Here is a 17,039-nt window from a genome sequence, read left to right as displayed (position 1 = left end):
GACGAAGGGGCCCGCACCGGAAACGTCCGGTGCGGGCCCCTTCGTCTGTCAGGTCAGCTCACTTCTCCGCGCACTCCGCGCACGTGCCGAAGATCTCGACCGTGTGCGCCACGTTCACGAAGCCGTGCTCCGAGGCGATCGTCTCGGCCCACTGCTCCACCATCGGGCCCTCCACCTCCACGGCCTTGCCGCAGACGCGGCAGACCAGGTGGTGGTGGTGGTCGCCGGTCGAACAGCGGCGGTAGACGGTCTCGCCGTCGCTCGTGCGCAGCGCGTCGACCTCGCCCGCGTCCGCGAGGGACTGGAGCGTGCGGTAGACGGTGGTGAGGCCTACGGAGTCGCCACGGTGCTTGAGCATGTCGTGCAGCTCCTGGGCGCTGCGGAACTCGTCCACCTCGTTCAGCGCCGCCGACACGGCGGCCCGCTGCTTGGTCGAGCGGCCTCGTACGGGGGGTCCTGCCGTCACCACGAGGGCCTCCTTGAATGCTTGTCTGCCCCCGCCATTCTGCCAGTCCCCCGTGACCCCGCGGTCAGACCCGGATCAGATCTTCACGTCGTCCGTCGGCCGCCGGGTGGCCGGAAGCGGGGCGTCGCAGTTCTCCGCGCTCGCCTCGGCCGCCCGGGCCCGCCGTTTGGCGAGCGGGGTGGCGAGGAGGGTGAGGACGACGAAGACCCCGATCGCGTACAGGACGATCGTCGCGCCCGGCGGCACGTCCTGGTAGTAGGAGGTGGCCGTGCCCGCCAGGGTGACCGTGATGCCGGTCGCCACCGCGAGGACGAAGGTCGTGCGGAAGGACTTCGACAGCTGCTGGGCCGCCGCCACCGGCACCACCATGAGCGCGCTGACGAGCAGCAGACCCACGACCCGCATGGCGACCGTGACGGTCACCGCGGCCGTCACCGCGATCAGCAGGTTCAGGGCGCGCACCGGCAGGCCGGTGACCCGGGCGAACTCCTCGTCCTGGCTGACCGCGAAGAGCTGACGGCGCAGGCCGACCGTGACCAGGACGACGAAGGCCGCGAGGATCGCGATCGCGGTGATGTCCTCGGACGAGACCGTGGAGAGCGAGCCGAAGAGGTACGAGCTGAGGTTGGCGTTGGAGCCGGTCGGCGAGAGGTTGATCAGCAGGACGCCGCCGGCCATGCCGCCGTAGAAGAGCAGTGCGAGCGCGAGGTCGCCGCGGGTCTTCCCGTACGCCCGGATCAGCTCCATCGCGACCGAGCCGGCGATGGCGACGATCGTCGCCATCCAGACCGGGCTGGAGTTCAGCAGGAAGCCGAGACCGACGCCGGTCATGGCGACGTGGCCGATGCCGTCGCCCATCAGCGCCTGGCGGCGCTGGACGAGGTAGATGCCGACGGCGGGCGCGGTGATGCCGACGAGCACGGCCGCGAGGAGCGCGCGCTGCATGAAGGCGAGATCGAGCATTTCCATGATCAGGTCAGCTTCCTCAGGTCAGCAGACCCGTACGGAGCGGCTCACCGGCCGCGTGCGGATGGACGTGGTCGTGGCCGGGGAGCGCGTGCTGGCCGACGGCCTCGGGCGGCGGGCCGTCGTGGACGACGCAGCCGTCGCGCAGGACGACGGCCCGGTCGATCAGCGGCTCCAGCGGGCCCAGCTCGTGCAGGACGAGGAGGACGGAGGTGCCGCCCGCGACCTGCTCGCGCAGGGTGTCGGCGAGGATCTCCTGGCTGGCGAGGTCGACGCCGGCCATCGGCTCGTCCATGATCAGCAGCTCCGGCTCGGAGGCGAGCGCGCGGGCGATCAGGACGCGCTGGTGCTGGCCTCCGGAGAGCGCGGAGACGGAGTCCTTGGCGCGGTCGGCGAGGCCGACGAGGTCGATGGCCCGCTCGACGGCGGCCTTGTCGGTCCTGGTCAGCCAGCCGAACCTGCGGCGGGAGAGCCGGCCGGAGGAGACGACCTCGCGGATGGTGGCGGGGACTCCGCTCGCCGCGGTGGTGCGCTGCGGTACGTAGCCGACGCGGGCCCAGTCCCGGAACCGCTTCTGCTCCGTGCCGAACAGCTCGATCCGGCCGCCGGTCAGCGGCACCTGGCCGATGACGGAGCGGACGGCGGTGGACTTGCCGGAGCCGTTGGCGCCGAGCAGGGCGACGACCTCACCGCGGTGGACGGTGAGGTCGACGCCCCGGAGGACGGGCCGGGCGCCGAGGGCCGCCGTGGCTCCGCGGACGGAAATGACGGGTTCCTGTTCCAGGGCTGCCATGGCTCGTGCCTCCTGCTGTGCTGTGGTCACTTGGCGCCGAGGGCCTTCTTCAGCGCGGCGAGGTTGGACTGCATAACCTCGATGTAGTCATCGCCCTTGGACTTGTCCGTGATTCCCTCCAGCGGGTCGAGCACGTCGGTCTTGAGACCGGTGTCGCCTGCGAGGGTCTTGGCGGTCTTGTCGCTCGCGAGGGTCTCGAAGAAGACGGTGGAGACCTTGTCCTTCTCCGCGATGTCCTGGAGTTCCTTGATGCGGGCGGGGCTCGGCTCGGACTCGGGGTCGATGCCGGTGATGCCCTCCTGCTCCAGGCCGTACCGCTCGGCGAGGTAGCCGAAGGCGGAGTGGGTGGTGATGAAGGTCTTCGTGGTGGTGTTCTTCAGGCCCGTCTCGAACTCGGTGTTCAGGTCGCCGAGCTTCTTCACCAGGGCGTCGGTGTTCTTCTTGTAGTCGGCGGCGTTGGCCGGGTCGGCCTTCTCCAGGGCGGTGCCGACACCCTTCGCGACCTCGGCGTACTTCACGGGGTCGAGCCAGATGTGCGGGTCGGTGCCGGCCTCGGAGCCGTGGTCGTGGCCCTCGTGGCCCGCTTCCTCGGCGGCGTGCTCCTCGTCGGAGTGCTCTTCGGTGCCGTGCTCGTGGCCGACCTCGGTGCCGTGCGCTTCGAGCTTCGTGAGGGTGGCGGCGTCGACGGTGTTCTCGACGCCGGCCTGGGCGATGGCGTCGTCGACGGCGGGCTGGATGCCCTTGAGGTAGAGGATGACGTCGGCCTCGCCGAGCTCGCCGATCTGCCGCGGCTTGAGCTCCAGGTCGTGGGGTTCGACGCCGGGCTTGGTGAGCGTGTTGACGGCGACGTGGCCGCCGCCTATCTGCTCGGCCAGGTACTGCATGGGATAGAACGACGCGACCACGTCCAGCTTGCCGCTGCTCCCCTTGTCGGCGGCGTCCGAGGTTCCGGCGCAGGCGGACAGGGAGACGAGACCGAGCGCGACGGCTCCGGCGAGGGCGGTGGTGGGTATCAGGCGGCGTACGTTCATGACACTCATTTTCAACAAAACTGGAAACGATTGTCAATTGTCGTATGTGTGGTCCGGCCCACGCACCCGCCCACGCACCCGCTCGCGGAGGCGGTACCGGACCGATTTGATGCGGGGGGTACGGGCGCCGGTAACCTGTGGCATTCGCACTTCGTCGTCGTAATGAAGAGAGCACCGTGGCCGCCGACAAGATCGACACCATCGTCAGCCTGAGCAAGCGCCGTGGCTTCGTCTACCCGTGCAGCGAGATCTACGGCGGTCAGCGTGCCGCCTGGGACTACGGACCGCTGGGTGTCGAACTCAAGGAGAACATCAAGCGTCAGTGGTGGCGTTACATGGTCACCGCGCGCGAGGACGTCGTCGGCATCGACTCGTCGGTCATCCTGGCCACCGAGGTCTGGGAGGCGTCCGGTCACGTCGCCACCTTCACCGACCCGCTGACCGAGTGCACCTCCTGCCACAAGCGCTTCCGCGCCGACCACCTGGAGGAGGCGTACGAGGCGAAGCACGGCCGCCTCCCCGAGAACGGCTTCGCCGACCTCAACTGCCCCAACTGCGGCAACAAGGGCACCTTCACCGAGCCCAAGCAGTTCTCCGGCCTGCTCTCCACCCACCTCGGCCCGACCCAGGACACCGGCTCCGTCGCCTACCTGCGTCCCGAGACCGCCCAGGGCATCTTCACCAACTTCGGCCAGGTGCAGCAGACCTCGCGCAAGAAGCCGCCGTTCGGCATCGGGCAGGTGGGCAAGTCCTTCCGGAACGAGATCACTCCGGGCAACTTCATCTTCCGCACGCGCGAGTTCGAGCAGATGGAGATGGAGTTCTTCGTCAAGCCGGGCGAGGACGAGCAGTGGCAGGAATACTGGATGGAGCAGCGCTGGAACTGGTACACGGGCCTGGGTCTCCGTGAGGAGAACATGCGCTGGTTCGAGCACCCGAAGGAGAAGCTCTCCCACTACTCGAAGCGCACCGCCGACATCGAGTACCGCTTCTCGTTCGGCGGCAGCGAGTGGGGCGAGCTGGAGGGTGTCGCCAACCGCACCGACTACGACCTGAACGCGCACTCCAAGGCCTCCGGTGCCAACCTGACGTACCTGGACCAGGAGACCGGCGAGCGTTACACGCCGTACGTCATCGAGCCCGCCGCCGGTGTCGGCCGCGCGATGCTGGCCTTCCTGCTCGACGCGTACAACGAGGACGAGGCCCCCAACGCCAAGGGCGTCATGGAGAAGCGCGTCGTCCTGCGCCTCGACCCGCGCCTGGCCCCGGTCAAGGTCGCCGTCCTGCCGCTGTCGCGCAACCCGCAGCTCTCGCCGAAGGCCAAGGGTCTCGCCGCCGACCTGCGTCAGAACTGGAACATCGAGTTCGACGACGCCGGCGCCATCGGCCGCCGCTACCGTCGCCAGGACGAGATCGGCACCCCGTTCTGCGTGACCGTCGACTTCGACACCCTCGACGACAACGCGGTGACCGTGCGCGAGCGCGACACCATGAAGCAGGAGCGCGTCTCCCTCGACCAGATCCAGAGCTACCTGGGCAGCCGTCTGCTCGGCTGCTGAGCTCGCTGATCGCGTACGGCGAAGCCCCCGGTTCCGGATGTCGGAACCGGGGGCTTTCCCGTGCGTGCGTGCCTGCGTGCGGTCAGGCGGATGCGGTGGATGCGGACGCGGACGCGGACGCGGACGCGGACGCGGTCTCGGTTGCCGCTCAGGCCCGGAGCGCGCGCCGCACCAGGGAGATGACCGCCGCGAACGCGTCCTCGATGTCGGGGGCCGACCAGTCGGAGCCGTGCGCCGGGTCGTGGAAGCGGTCGGTGGCGTCGAAGACCGCGCGGGCCGTCGTCGGGTAGTCCTTCTCGGGCGCGGCGAACAGGCCCTCGCGGTGGCCGTCCTCGATGATCCGGGCGATCTGCGCGACGAGGTGCTCGACGTGCCGGTCGACGACCGCGCTGTTCTCGCCGATCAGCACCTGGAAGGTGGCCATCAGCTCCGGGTCGCCGCCCGCCTTGTGGCGCTTGAGGGTGAAGAGGGCGGTCAGCCAGCCGGTCAGCCGCTCGTCCGCCGGGGCCGGACCCTCGGCGTACGGCCGGAGCTCGACGACCGTCCGCTCCAGCCACCGCTCGGTCACCGCCTCGCGCAGCGCCGCCTTCGTACGGAAGTGGCGGTAGACGCTGCCGTGGCTGACGCCGAGCACCCGGGCCACGTCCACGACGGTGGCCTTCGCGGGGCCGTAGCGCCGGAGCACCTCCTCGGTCGCTTCGAGGATGCGCTCGGCGGTCAGGGTCTCGGTGGCGGCCATGGAATGACAGTACCTGTCATCTGCGGCTCGTCCGTGGGTGCCGGTCAGTGCTCGCTGTCCAGGTGGGCCATCTGCGCCGCCGGGTAGCGCTCGCCGGCCGCGGCGCCCGCCGGGACGGCCTCCTCGATCGCGGCCAGGTCGGCGGCGTCGAGCGTGACGTCCAGGGCGCCGAGCGCCTCCACGAGCCGGTCCCGGCGCCGGGCGCCGATCAGCGGGACGATGTCCGCGCCCTGCCGCTCGCCCTGGGCGAGGACCCAGGCGATCGCCGTCTGCGCGACCGTCACGCCCTTCGCCTCGGCGAGCGCCCGCAGCCGGTCCACCAGGTCGAGGTTCCGCTGGAGGTTCTCGCCCTGGAAGCGCGGGCTCATGCCCCGGAAGTCGCCCGGCGCCAGCTCCCGGTCCCGGGTGAAGTGGCCGCTGATCAGGCCGCGGGACAGCACCCCGTACGCGGTGATCCCGATGCCCAGTTCGCGCGCGGTGGGGAGGATCTTCTCCTCGATGGAGCGGGAGATCAGCGAGTACTCGATCTGGAGGTCCGCGATCGGGGCCACCGCCGCGGCCCGGCGCAGGGTGTCCGCGCCGACCTCGGAGAGCCCGATGTGCCGGACGTGCCCCGCCTCGACCAGCTCGGCGATGGCGCCGACGGTCTCCTCGATCGGGACGTCCGGGTCGACGCGGGCGATCCGGTAGATGTCGATGTGGTCGGTGCCCAGGCGCTGGAGCGAGTACGCCGCGAAGTTCTTCACCGCGGCCGGACGGCCGTCGTAGCCGGTGAAGCCGCCCTCGACCGTGCGTAGCGCGCCGAACTTCACGCTGGTCAGCGCCTGCTCGCGGGCGGCGGCCGGGGCGCTCCGCAGGGCTTCGGCGATCAGGAGTTCGTTGTGCCCCATCCCGTAGAAGTCGCCCGTGTCGAGCAGGGTCACCCCGGCGTCCAGGGCGGCGTGGATGGTCGCGATCGACTCGGCGCGGTCGCTCTCCCCGTACAGCGCGGACATGCCCATGCAGCCGAGACCGAGGGCGGAGACCGCGGGGCCGGTGGTGCCGAGCGGGCGGGTGGGGACGGGGCGCTGGGTGGTGGTCATGGCTGTCTCCTCGGAAGGGGGCGGGAGGGTGTGACAGAACAACCATGGCATGACCGATGACAGATTTCAATATCTGTCATTCGTACGGCCGGGTGGGGGAGAGGGAAAATCTGGTGCCGGCGCCGCTGGGACCGGGGTACCGTCACCTGCATGTACGCGTTCTTCCAGATCTACGAGTGAGCGCCCAGCCCCGGCTGATCGAGCACGACCACCGCCCACCTCACTGACGGGAGAACCCCATGGCCAAGCGCAACAACCTCCTCGGCGTCGGCGGACAGCGCAAGAAGCTGTCCCGCGGCGACCAGCACGGCGCCGTCCAGGGCGGCAGCGCCGCCCGCCGCACGGCCGACGAGCAGAAGCAGGAGCTCCTGAAGAAGATGCGCGAACGCGCACAGGGAGCCGAGAGCACCGAGAACACCGAGACCACGGGTGAGGCCGGCCAGGAGTAGCGGCCGCCGCACGACGGAGGGCCCGGGGCGTTCGACGCCCCGGGCCCTTCCGCGTACGCCCCCGGCTACCCCACCGTCCTCGGCAGGCGCAGGGACAGCGCCGTCGTGAACAGGATCATCGCCAGCTGGACCAGGAGCGTCACCGTCAGGGCCGTGCCCGAGCCCGCGGGGGAGGCGGCGAGGCCCAGGAAGAGCGAGCCGAGCGTGGCCACGCCCAGCGCGAGGGCCGACTGCTGGGCCGTCACCATGACGCCGCTGCCCACCCCCGCGCGCTCCGGCGGGACCTCGGAGAGCACCACCCGGAAGAGCACCGGCAGCTGAAGGCCCTGGCCCAGACCCGCGACGGCCATCCCCGGGAGGAGGAGCCAGACCGACAGCTCCGGCCAGGCGCGCCAGGACGTCAGGGCGAGCAGCCCGATCCCGAGGGCCTGGACCAGCCCGCCCGCCGTCACCACGCGCGTGCCCCAGCGCCGGACGAGCCGGGGACCCGCCAGCGAGGCCCCGAAGAAAGCCACCGCCATGGGGGCGAGCGCCAGGCCCGAGACCACCGCGCTCAGCCCCAGACCCTGCTGGAGCGCCACCGCGATCACGAACACGAAGCCGCCGAAGCCCATCGCCAGCGGCAGGATCAGCACGAGCCCGCGCCGCAGCGAGACCAGGTCCAGCAGGCTCGGCGGGACCAGCGGGGTGCGGCCCGCGCGGTCCGCCCGCACCTCCACCCGCCAGAACGCCCACACCGCGAAGGGGAACACGGCAAGCGCGATCCAGGTCCACAGGGGCCGGCCGGCCGCCCTGCCCTCCGTCAGCGGGGCCAGCAGGGAGAGCAGCGCGAGGCCGAGCAGCAGGGTGCCCGGCACGTCCACCGGGGCCGGCCGGTCCGAGCGGGTCTCCGGGACGGTACGGAGGGCGAGGACCAGGCCCGCCACCGCCACCGGCACGTTCACGAGGAAGACCGACCGCCAGCCGGAGCCCGCGAGATCGGCGGCGACGAGCACCCCGCCCAGGATCTGGCCCACCATCATCGAGAGCCCGACGGTCGCCCCGTACAGGCCGAGCGCCCTCGCCCGCCGCGGGCCCGACGTCGAGGAGTGGATGGTCGCGAGGACCTGCGGCAGCATCAGCGCGGCCGCGGCGCCCTGCGCCACCCGGGCACCGACCAGCGTCCAGGCGTCCGGCGCGAGCCCGCAGGCGAGGGAGGTCAGTCCGAAGGCGGCCATGCCGGCGAGGAAGAGCAGGCGGCGGCCGAAGAGGTCGCCGAGCCGCCCGCCGAGGACGAGCAGCACCGCGTACGAGAGGCCGTACCCGGCGACCACCAGTTCGAGCAGCGCCGGGCCCGCCGCGAGGTCGTGGGCGATGGAGGGCAGGGCGACGTTGACGACGGAGAAGTCGATCAGCGGCAGCGAGGCGCCGAGGAGCACGGTGAAGAGCCCGAGCGGGCCGAGGGGGCCAGACGAGCCGAGCGGGCCGGACGGGCCGGTCGGGCCGGACGGGCCGGTCGGGCCGATGGGGCTGGTCGGGTCGATGGGGCCGATGGGGCCGCGCTCCGGCGGGGCGAGGCCGGGGGCGGCGGTGGTGCGGGCGGGGGAGGGTGTCGTGGTCACGGGTCCGACGATCCGCGCCCGCTCAGCCTGGTACCAGAGTCTCTTTATCCTGGTACAAGCAGTACCTGGCAACGGGCTGACGAGCCCGGCACCCTGGGAGCGTGACGACAACGATGGCGGCGACCGGACGCGAGACGAAGGCCGAGACCTTCGCGACGGCCGCGACGGCTGAGCCCGTCGCGACGGCTGAGACGGCTGAGCCCGTCGCGACCACCACCGCCGGACCCGCGACGCGGCGGCGGGAGCTCGCCGCCTTCCTGCGCAGCAGGCGCGAGCGCATCACCCCCGAACAGGTCGGCCTCGTCCGGGGCGCCCGCCGGCGCACCCCCGGGCTGCGCCGGGAGGAGGTCGCGCAGCTCTCCGCCGTCGGCGTCACCTGGTACACCTGGCTCGAACAGGCCCGGGACATCCATGTCTCCCCGCAGGTCCTGGACGCCCTCGCCCGCGCCCTGCTCCTCGACCCGACCGAACGCACCCATCTCTTCGCCCTCGCCGAGCAGGCCGACCCCAGCCCCGAAGCGCTCTGCCCGGCCGTCACGCCCGCGCTGCGGCAGCTCCTCGAACAGCTGGAGCCGGTGCCCGCCTGCGTCCAGAACGGCCGGTACGACGTCCTGGCCCACAACCGGACCTTCGGCCGGCTCTACCGGGACCTGGACGCGCTGCCCCGGGAGGACCGCAACACCCTCTGGCTGATCTTCACCGACGAGGCCTTCCGCGCCTCCGTCACCGACCTGCCCGACGTCATGCGGGCCCTGGCCGGGAAGTTCCGCGCCTCCATGGCCGAGCACCTGGCCGAGCCCGCGTGGAAGGCGCTGGTGCAGCGGCTCCAGGCGGTCTCGCCCGAGTTCCGGGAGATCTGGGCCCGGCACGAGGTGGTCGACCAGGGCGGCCGCGTGAAGCTCATCCGCAACGCCCACGTCGGCCTGCTCCGGCTGGACCACACCAACCTCTGGCTCGGCCCGACCTCCGGCGCGCGCCTCGCCACGTACGTCCCGGTGGACGCGGAATCCCGGGCGGGGGTGGAACGGCTCCTGGAGCTGGTCCTCGCGGACGAGCGGGCCGGCGAGCGGGCCGGTCGTGCGGCCGCGGACAGTACGACCACCTCATGACTCTCGCAGTGCGCGACAATGGCTCAATGACCGCGTTCACCCCTCTCGCCATCGGGCCGCACATCGTGCAGCCGCCGGTGGTGCTCGCCCCGATGGCCGGCATCACCAACGCCCCCTTCCGTACCCTCTGCCGTGAGTTCAGCGGCGGCAAGGGGCTGTTCGTGAGCGAGATGATCACGACGCGCGCCCTGGTCGAGCGCAACGAGAAGACGATGCAGCTCATCCGCTTCGACGAGACCGAGAAGCCGCGCTCGATCCAGCTGTACGGGGTGGACCCCGTCACGGTCGGCAAGGCCGTCCGGATGATCGTCGACGAGGACCTCGCCGACCACATCGACCTGAACTTCGGCTGCCCGGTCCCCAAGGTGACGCGGAAGGGCGGCGGCTCGGCCCTGCCCTACAAGCGGCCGCTGCTGCGGGCGATCCTGAACGAGGCCGTGACCAACGCGGGCGACCTGCCGGTCACGATGAAGATGCGCAAGGGCATCGACGACGACCACATCACGTACCTCGACGCGGGCCGGATCGCGGTCGAGGAGGGCGTGACGGCGATCGCCCTGCACGGGCGGACGGCGGCCCAGCACTACGGCGGTACGGCGGACTGGGACGCGATCGCGCGCCTCAAGGAGCACGTGCCCGAGATCCCGGTCCTCGGCAACGGCGACATCTGGTCGGCCGACGACGCCCTTCGGATGATGCGGGAGACGGGCTGCGACGGCGTCGTCGTCGGGCGCGGCTGCCTGGGCCGCCCGTGGCTCTTCGCCGACCTGGTGGCGGGCTTCGAGGGCACGGGTGCCCGCGGCGGAGCCGCTGAGGGATACAGCGCCCAGCCGGGTCTGCGGGAGGTCGCGGACGCGATGGTGCGGCACGCGCGGCTGCTCGGCGAGTGGCTCGGCGACGAGGCACGCGGTGTCATCGACTTCCGCAAGCATGTGGCCTGGTACCTGAAGGGGTTCTCGGTCGGCTCCGAGATGCGCAAGAAGCTGGCCGTCACCTCCTCCCTGGACGAGCTGCGCGCTCAGTTGAGCGAGCTCGACCTGGATCAGCCGTGGCCGGTGGGTGCGGACGGTCCTCGGGGTCGTACGTCCGGAAACAACCGGGTTGTCCTGCCGGACGGCTGGTTGAAGGACCCTTACGACTGCGCAGGGGTGAGCGAGGAAGCCGAGCTGGACACGTCCGGCGGGTGAGATCGGGGCCGGATCCGGCGTTTCCCGGGGAGTGATCCTCGCCACCCCTGAGGGGGGTGGCGCTCACATGAGCATGTTACGGGCAGCTGCACAGCCTGAAGGGTGGCACTGGGTGCCACCCTTTTTGCGTTCAAGAGGTGAACACAAATGCTCGGATGGGCGCTCATATGAGCGTTGATTCTCTTTTTTGGGCCATCTGAGCTTCGGGGCCTGAAAGCGGAAGCTACCTCTCAGTTACTTTCGAAGTGCTGGCGGACGGGTGGTTAAGACCATGTGACCGGCAGGCGTACCTCCACAGACGCCTTCGATCTGGGTATGTTCCTCGCCGTCAGGGCAGCCAACCGAGTCATCGAGGAGTCGGGACCCGTGTCGGAAAACAATGATCAGAAGTTCGTCTACGACTTCACCGAGGGCAACAGGGACCTGAAGGACCTGCTCGGCGGCAAGGGCGCGAACCTCGCCGAGATGACCAACCTCGGCCTGCCGGTTCCCCCCGGCTTCACGATCACCACCGAGGCGTGCAAGGTCTACCTCGAGAGTGGCTCGGAGCCCGTCGAGCTCCGCGACGAGGTGAGTGCTCACCTCGACGCCCTCGAGCAGCAGATGGGCAAGAAGCTCGGCCAGGCCGACGACCCGCTGCTCGTCTCCGTCCGCTCCGGAGCCAAGTTCTCCATGCCGGGCATGATGGACACGGTCCTCAACATCGGCCTCTCCGACGAGTCCGTCGTCGGCCTCGCCCGCCAGGCGGACAACGAGCGCTTCGCGTGGGACTCGTACCGCCGGCTCATCCAGATGTTCGGCAAGACCGTCCTCGGCGTCGAGGGCGAGCTCTTCGAGGACGCCCTCGACGAGGCCAAGGCCGCGAAGAAGGTCGCCAGCGACACCGACCTGGACGCCGCCGACCTCAAGAAGGTCGTCAAGCACTTCAAGAAGATCGTGAAGGCCGAGACCGGCCGCGACTTCCCCCAGGACCCGCGTGAGCAGATGGACCTCGCCATCGAGGCCGTCTTCAACTCCTGGAACACCGACCGCGCGAAGTTGTACCGCCGCCAGGAGCGCATCCCGGGCGACCTCGGCACCGCCGTCAACGTCTGTTCGATGGTCTTCGGCAACCTCGGCCCGGACTCCGGCACCGGCGTCGCCTTCACCCGCGACCCCGCCTCCGGCCACGCCGGCGTCTACGGCGACTACCTGCAGAACGCGCAGGGCGAGGACGTCGTCGCCGGTATCCGCAACACCGTGCCGCTGGCCGACCTCGAGTCGATCGACAAGACGTCGTACGACCAGCTCATGCACATCATGAGCACCCTGGAGACCCACTACAAGGATCTCTGCGACATCGAGTTCACCATCGAGCGCGGCCAGCTCTGGATGCTCCAGACCCGGGTCGGCAAGCGCACCGCCGGTGCCGCCTTCCGCATCGCCACGCAGCTCGTGGACCAGGGCCTGATCGACGAGGCCGAGGCGCTCCAGCGCGTCACCGGCGCCCAGCTCGCGCAGCTCATGTTCCCGAAGTTCGACGAGGACGCGAAGGTCGACCAGATCGGGCGCGGCATCGCCGCCTCCCCGGGCGCCGCCGTCGGCAAGGCCGTCTTCGACTCGTACACCGCGGTCAAGTGGTCCCGCTCCGGCGAGAAGGTCATCCTGATCCGCCGCGAGACCAACCCGGACGACCTGGACGGCATGATCGCCGCCGAGGGCATCCTCACCTCGCGCGGCGGCAAGACCTCGCACGCCGCCGTCGTCGCCCGCGGCATGGGCAAGACCTGTGTCTGCGGCGCCGAGGAGCTCGAGGTCGACACCAAGCGCCGCCGCATGACCACCTCCGACGGCCAGGTCGTCGAGGAGGGCGACGTCGTCTCCATCGACGGCTCCACCGGCAAGGTGTACCTCGGTGAGGTACCCGTCGTACCGTCCCCGGTCGTCGAGTACTTCGAGGGCCGCATGCACGCCGGCGCCGACGACGCCGACGAGCTCGTCGCCGCCGTCCACCGGATCATGGCCTACGCGGACCGCGTCCGCCGGCTGCGCGTCCGCGCCAACGCCGACAACGCCGAGGACGCGCTGCGCGCCCGCCGCTTCGGCGCCCAGGGCATCGGCCTCTGCCGCACCGAGCACATGTTCCTCGGCGAGCGCCGCCAGTACGTCGAGCGGCTGATCCTGGCCGACACGGACGCCGAGCGCGAGCAGGCCCTGGAGGCCCTGCTGCCGCTGCAGAAGCAGGACTTCATCGAGCTCTTCGAGGCCATGGACGGGCTGCCCGTCACGGTCCGGCTGCTCGACCCGCCGCTGCACGAGTTCCTGCCCGACATCACCGAGCTGTCGGTGCGCGTCGCCCTCGCCGAGTCCCGCAAGGAGCCGCACGAGAACGACCTGCGCCTGCTCCAGGCCGTGCACCGGCTGCACGAGCAGAACCCGATGCTGGGTCTGCGCGGTGTCCGCCTCGGCCTGGTCATCCCCGGCCTGTTCACCATGCAGGTCCGGGCGATCGCCGAGGCCGCGGCCCAGCGGATCGACGCCAAGGGCGACCCGCGCGCCGAGATCATGATCCCGCTCGTCGGCACCGTCCAGGAGCTGGAGATCGTCCGCGAGGAGGCCGAGCAGGTCATCGCGGAGGTCCGGGCGCAGACCGGGGTGGACCTGAAGCTCGCGCTCGGCACCATGATCGAGCTGCCGCGCGCCGCCGTGACCGCCGGCCAGATCGCCGAGGCCGCGGAGTTCTTCTCCTTCGGCACGAACGACCTGACGCAGACGGTCTGGGGCTTCTCCCGCGACGACGTGGAGGCCTCGTTCTTCACCGCGTACCTGGAGAAGGGCATCTTCGGCGTCAGCCCCTTCGAGACCATCGACAAGGACGGTGTCGGCGCGCTCGTGCGCAGCGCCGTCCAGGCCGGCCGCGCCACCCGCCCCGACATCAAGCTCGGTGTCTGCGGCGAGCACGGCGGCGACCCGGAGTCGGTGCACTTCTTCCACGAGGTCGGTCTCGACTACGTCTCCTGCTCGCCCTTCCGGATCCCGGTGGCGCGCCTGGAGGCCGGCCGCGCGGCGGCCGAGTCCAAGGGCAGCGACAGCCGCTGAGTCCTGCTGAACCGGGGGTCAGGAGCGGCGGTCGGGCCCTCCTGAACCCCGGTTCAGCAGCAGTCGCCGAACCCTGCTGAACCCCGGTTCAGCAGCGGATTCGCGGAACCACCGGGGCCGCCGTCGGTCACTTTCGACCCTCACCGACGGGCGGCGGCTCCGGGTACCAAAGAGAGACGGGGCGGACACCTTTGTGCGGAGGTGTCCGCCCCGTCGCATTTCACCCCGAACGTGGGCCGCTCATTTTGCTTGATCGTCGATCAGATGTGAGTTCGTGTTCAATTACGGCCGATCGGATTATTGGCCATTGAACTTTCCCGTTTACTCGCCGCAAAGAACGGAGCGGGCGCGACCCCCGGATCCCCACCCGGAGGCCGCGCCCTTTACCGTTGTCGGGCAGGTGAGCCGCAACCTCGCCGACCGCCGCCGGACGCGCAAAGCCCCCCACGGTCTTCGACACGTCACCTCGGTCCTGAAGGTTTCCTGTCCGACCCGCACAGCTTTTCGTTTCACCCCCGATTGCCGCGATGCTTTTCAACTGTGGCTGAAACACCCTGGTAACGTGCTGTGATGCTGTGCATACTCGACGTCGGGGGTGGTTGCGAGTGCACAGGTGGGGACGTCATGCTGCGGATTCATTTCACCGGAAACGACTTGGCGGGGGTGCGGACGGCCGCCCGCCCGGATGTTCTGTGGGAAACGATTCTCAGTTTTCACCGTTTAAGGGACCGGAGCGGCTCGGTCGTCTTCCGCGAATGGCGCGCGGCCGCGCGGTCACGGCTCGGCGGTGAGACCCGGCACCTCGCCGCCCTCGTGCCCAGCCGGGGCTATTTCCCGGACTTCCTGACGCCCGCCGAAGGCGTCCACGGCCTCGACGAGGGCCTCCGGGCGATCCGCGCGACCGACTCCGGCCGGCTCCGCGACGAGCTCTCGCTCCTCGCCGCCGACCGTTCCGGCGGGCGGACCGTGCCGCACTCGCTGCGCGCCCTCGCCGACGGCGGCGCCGAGCCCTTCGACCGGCTCGTCGGGGCCCTGCGCAGCTACCACCGGGCCGCGATCGAGCCGTACTGGCCGCACATCCGGGCCCGGGTCGAGGCCGACCGGGCGCGCCGCGGCCGCGCGCTCCTCGACGGCGGCGCCGACGAACTGCTCGCCTCGCTGCCGCCGATGCTGCGCTGGCGCGCGCCCGTCCTGGAGGCCGACTACCCGGTCGACCGGGACGTCCACCTCGACGGGCGGGGGCTGCTGCTCCAGCCCTCGTACTTCTGCCGGGGGACACCCGTCGTGCTGCGCGACCCCGCGCTGCCGCCGGTCCTCGTCTACCCCGTCACGCACGGCGAGGCGCCGACCGTCCGCGCGCCGGGCGGCTCCTCGCTCGCCAAACTGGTCGGCCAGACCCGCTCGGCGGTCCTGCACGCCATCGGCGACGGCGGCACGACGAGCGAGCTCGCCCGCCGGGCCGGGGTCTCGCTGGCCTCGGCGAGCCAGCACGCGGGCGTACTGCGGGAGGCCGGGCTCATCGCGACCCTGCGCCACGGCAACGCGGTCCTGCACACGCTGACGCCGTTGGGCGCCGCCCTGCTCGGCGGCGCCCAACGGACGGTGGACCTGCGCTGTTACGCGCGGAACGGGCCGGTCACCTCGTAGGTGATACCGCCCGAGGAGCTGCCACTCGTGCCGCGCTGGCTGGAGAAGTACAGCCGCTTGCCGTCGGGGGAGAAGGCCGGTCCGGTGATCTCGGAGCCGGACTGGCCGGTGATCCGCAGGAACGGGGCGACGACGTCGTCCGGGGTGATCACGCAGATCTCCATGTTGCCGCCGTCCTCGGCGACGAACAGGTCGCCGGAGGTGGTGCCGGTGATGTTGTCGACACCGGTCAGGGGGGCGGTGCCGGAGACGAGCGAGTCGTCGTAGGCCAGCTCGTACGTGCCGGCGGCGAGGTTGACCTGCCAGACGCGGTTGTCGCCCTTGGTGGTGAACCAGACGGTGTCGTTCGCGTAGTAGCAGCCCTCGCCGCCGTTGAACTTCTTCGCCCCGGACACCTGGGTGCGGGTCGTGGTCGGCGAACCGTCGGGGTCCGGGACGTTCTGCCAGGTGAAGGTGCCGGAGGTGGCGGTGCCCGCCTTGAAGACCTGGAGGGTGCCGGAGGAGAGGTTGCCCCAGGTGGTGGGGAGGAAGCGGTAGAAGCAGCCGTCCGACTCGTCCTCGGTCAGGTAGATCGCCTTGCGGACCGGGTCGGCGGCGGCGGCCTCGTGCTTGAACCGGCCCATCGCGTCCCGGCGGTAGGCGGTGCCGCCCCACGGGTTCGACTCGTAGACGTAGCCGAGGGACACCTCCTCGCAGGAGAGCCAGGTGTTCCACGGGGTGGCGCCGCCCGCGCAGTTCTGGCGGGTGCCGGAGAGGATGCGGTACGCGCCGGTGATCGTGCCCGCCGAGTCGAAGCGCACCGCGCTCGCGCCGCCGCTCGGGTTGATCTCCGAGTTCGAGACGTAGATCCAGCCCGTGCCGTCGACGAAGCAGGCGCCGCCGTCGGGGGCGTTGTGCCAGGTGTACGAGGTGCCGGTCACGGTCTGGCCGGACCGGGCGATGATCCGGCTGGTGAAACCGGCCGGCAGCTGGATGCCGTGGGAGTTCGCCGCGCCGAGCGCCCCGTAGGGGCCCGCGCCGGGCTGGGCGGGTGCGGCGAAGGCCGCCCCGTGCCAGAGGCTGCCGCCGAAGGCGGCGGCGGAGGTGCCGATGACCGCTCCACGCAGGAAACTGCGTCGCTCCACGTCTCACTCCTGAAGAGGGTGATGAACCGCCCCGCCAAGCCGGTCGGCGGCGGGGTCGCGCGCTTCCGGAACCTAGGAGTACGGAGTTGACGGTGCATCAACGAGCGATGAAGCGGAAGAGGCGGGAGCGGGGCGAAGGGCTGCGGCGACGGTGGAGGGAGCGGATGGTGCCCGCCGCACCTGCCTGCCGCACTTGCCCTGCCGGCCC

14 protein-coding genes are annotated in these 17,039 nt (G+C 70.8%); 6 read left to right on the top strand and 8 right to left on the bottom strand.

What is annotated here, in order from left to right; translation table 11 throughout:
- Positions 1 to 58 precede the first annotated feature (58 nt).
- The 4 genes from OG361_RS13300 to OG361_RS13285 form a co-directional block, all read right to left on the bottom strand.
- Positions 59 to 469, bottom strand: a complete 411-nt coding sequence (locus OG361_RS13300) for a Fur family transcriptional regulator (protein ID WP_351815067.1) — start codon at positions 467 to 469, stop codon at positions 59 to 61.
- A 72-nt stretch (positions 470 to 541) separates the two neighbouring features.
- A complete protein-coding gene (locus OG361_RS13295) occupies positions 542 to 1,435 on the bottom strand; it encodes a metal ABC transporter permease (protein ID WP_405853522.1) in 894 nt (297 codons plus the stop codon).
- 16 nt (positions 1,436 to 1,451) lie between these two features.
- Positions 1,452 to 2,225, bottom strand: coding sequence for a metal ABC transporter ATP-binding protein (locus OG361_RS13290; protein WP_405853521.1), 774 nt, complete (start codon positions 2,223 to 2,225; stop codon positions 1,452 to 1,454).
- A gap of 26 nt (positions 2,226 to 2,251) precedes the next feature.
- On the bottom strand, positions 2,252 to 3,256 hold the full coding sequence (locus OG361_RS13285) for a metal ABC transporter solute-binding protein, Zn/Mn family (protein ID WP_405853520.1): 1,005 nt from the start codon (positions 3,254 to 3,256) through the stop codon (positions 2,252 to 2,254).
- A 176-nt stretch (positions 3,257 to 3,432) separates the two neighbouring features.
- Between OG361_RS13285 and OG361_RS13280 the strand changes: the two genes are divergently transcribed.
- A complete protein-coding gene (locus OG361_RS13280; protein WP_384558832.1) occupies positions 3,433 to 4,815 on the top strand; it encodes a glycine--tRNA ligase in 1,383 nt (460 codons plus the stop codon).
- Between the two features lie 148 nt (positions 4,816 to 4,963).
- Here OG361_RS13280 and OG361_RS13275 read toward each other — a convergent pair whose 3' ends face one another.
- Both OG361_RS13275 and OG361_RS13270 read right to left on the bottom strand, forming a co-directional pair.
- The gene (locus tag OG361_RS13275) at positions 4,964 to 5,554 is read right to left on the bottom strand and encodes a TetR/AcrR family transcriptional regulator (protein WP_405853519.1); all 591 of its coding nucleotides are present in this window, start codon (positions 5,552 to 5,554) and stop codon (positions 4,964 to 4,966) included.
- Between the two features lie 44 nt (positions 5,555 to 5,598).
- The gene (locus tag OG361_RS13270) at positions 5,599 to 6,636 is read right to left on the bottom strand and encodes an aldo/keto reductase (protein WP_405853518.1); all 1,038 of its coding nucleotides are present in this window, start codon (positions 6,634 to 6,636) and stop codon (positions 5,599 to 5,601) included.
- A 239-nt stretch (positions 6,637 to 6,875) separates the two neighbouring features.
- On the opposite strand from OG361_RS13270, the gene OG361_RS13265 reads away from it, so the two are divergent.
- A complete protein-coding gene (locus tag OG361_RS13265) occupies positions 6,876 to 7,085 on the top strand; it encodes a DUF6243 family protein (RefSeq protein WP_405853517.1) in 210 nt (69 codons plus the stop codon).
- 65 nt (positions 7,086 to 7,150) lie between these two features.
- Here OG361_RS13265 and OG361_RS13260 read toward each other — a convergent pair whose 3' ends face one another.
- Positions 7,151 to 8,503, bottom strand: a complete 1,353-nt coding sequence (locus OG361_RS13260) for an MFS transporter (protein ID WP_405862227.1) — start codon at positions 8,501 to 8,503, stop codon at positions 7,151 to 7,153.
- A gap of 284 nt (positions 8,504 to 8,787) precedes the next feature.
- Here OG361_RS13260 and OG361_RS13255 point away from each other — a divergent pair, with 284 nt between their 5' ends.
- From OG361_RS13255 to OG361_RS13240, 4 genes are all read left to right on the top strand, one after another.
- On the top strand, positions 8,788 to 9,795 hold the full coding sequence (locus tag OG361_RS13255; RefSeq protein ID WP_405853516.1) for a helix-turn-helix transcriptional regulator: 1,008 nt from the start codon (positions 8,788 to 8,790) through the stop codon (positions 9,793 to 9,795).
- Positions 9,796 to 9,821: 26 nt separating this feature from the next.
- Positions 9,822 to 10,982 (top strand): tRNA dihydrouridine synthase DusB, encoded by a 1,161-nt coding sequence (dusB, locus tag OG361_RS13250; RefSeq protein ID WP_405853515.1) that lies wholly within the window; start codon positions 9,822 to 9,824, stop codon positions 10,980 to 10,982.
- Between the two features lie 366 nt (positions 10,983 to 11,348).
- On the top strand, positions 11,349 to 14,060 hold the full coding sequence (gene ppdK, locus OG361_RS13245; protein ID WP_405853514.1) for a pyruvate, phosphate dikinase: 2,712 nt from the start codon (positions 11,349 to 11,351) through the stop codon (positions 14,058 to 14,060).
- Positions 14,061 to 14,684: 624 nt separating this feature from the next.
- Entirely contained in the window at positions 14,685 to 15,707 is a 1,023-nt protein-coding gene (locus tag OG361_RS13240) for a helix-turn-helix domain-containing protein (protein ID WP_405853513.1), read from the top strand.
- On the opposite strand, the gene OG361_RS13235 is transcribed toward OG361_RS13240, so the two are convergent.
- Positions 15,677 to 16,831 carry an alkaline phosphatase PhoX gene (locus OG361_RS13235; protein ID WP_405853512.1) on the bottom strand — a complete coding sequence of 385 codons (1,155 nt, stop codon included), beginning with the start codon at positions 16,829 to 16,831 and terminating at the stop codon, positions 15,677 to 15,679. The two genes, OG361_RS13240 and OG361_RS13235, sit on opposite strands and share 31 nt — an antisense overlap.
- Positions 16,832 to 17,039 lie beyond the last annotated feature (208 nt).

It is taken from the genome of Streptomyces sp. NBC_00090 (assembly GCF_045160815.1).
In the GTDB taxonomy this organism is placed as follows: Bacteria; Actinomycetota; Actinomycetes; order Streptomycetales; family Streptomycetaceae; genus Streptomyces.
The sequence above is the reverse complement of the archived record's forward strand: the minus strand, read 5'-3'. Positions and strand labels throughout refer to the sequence as shown.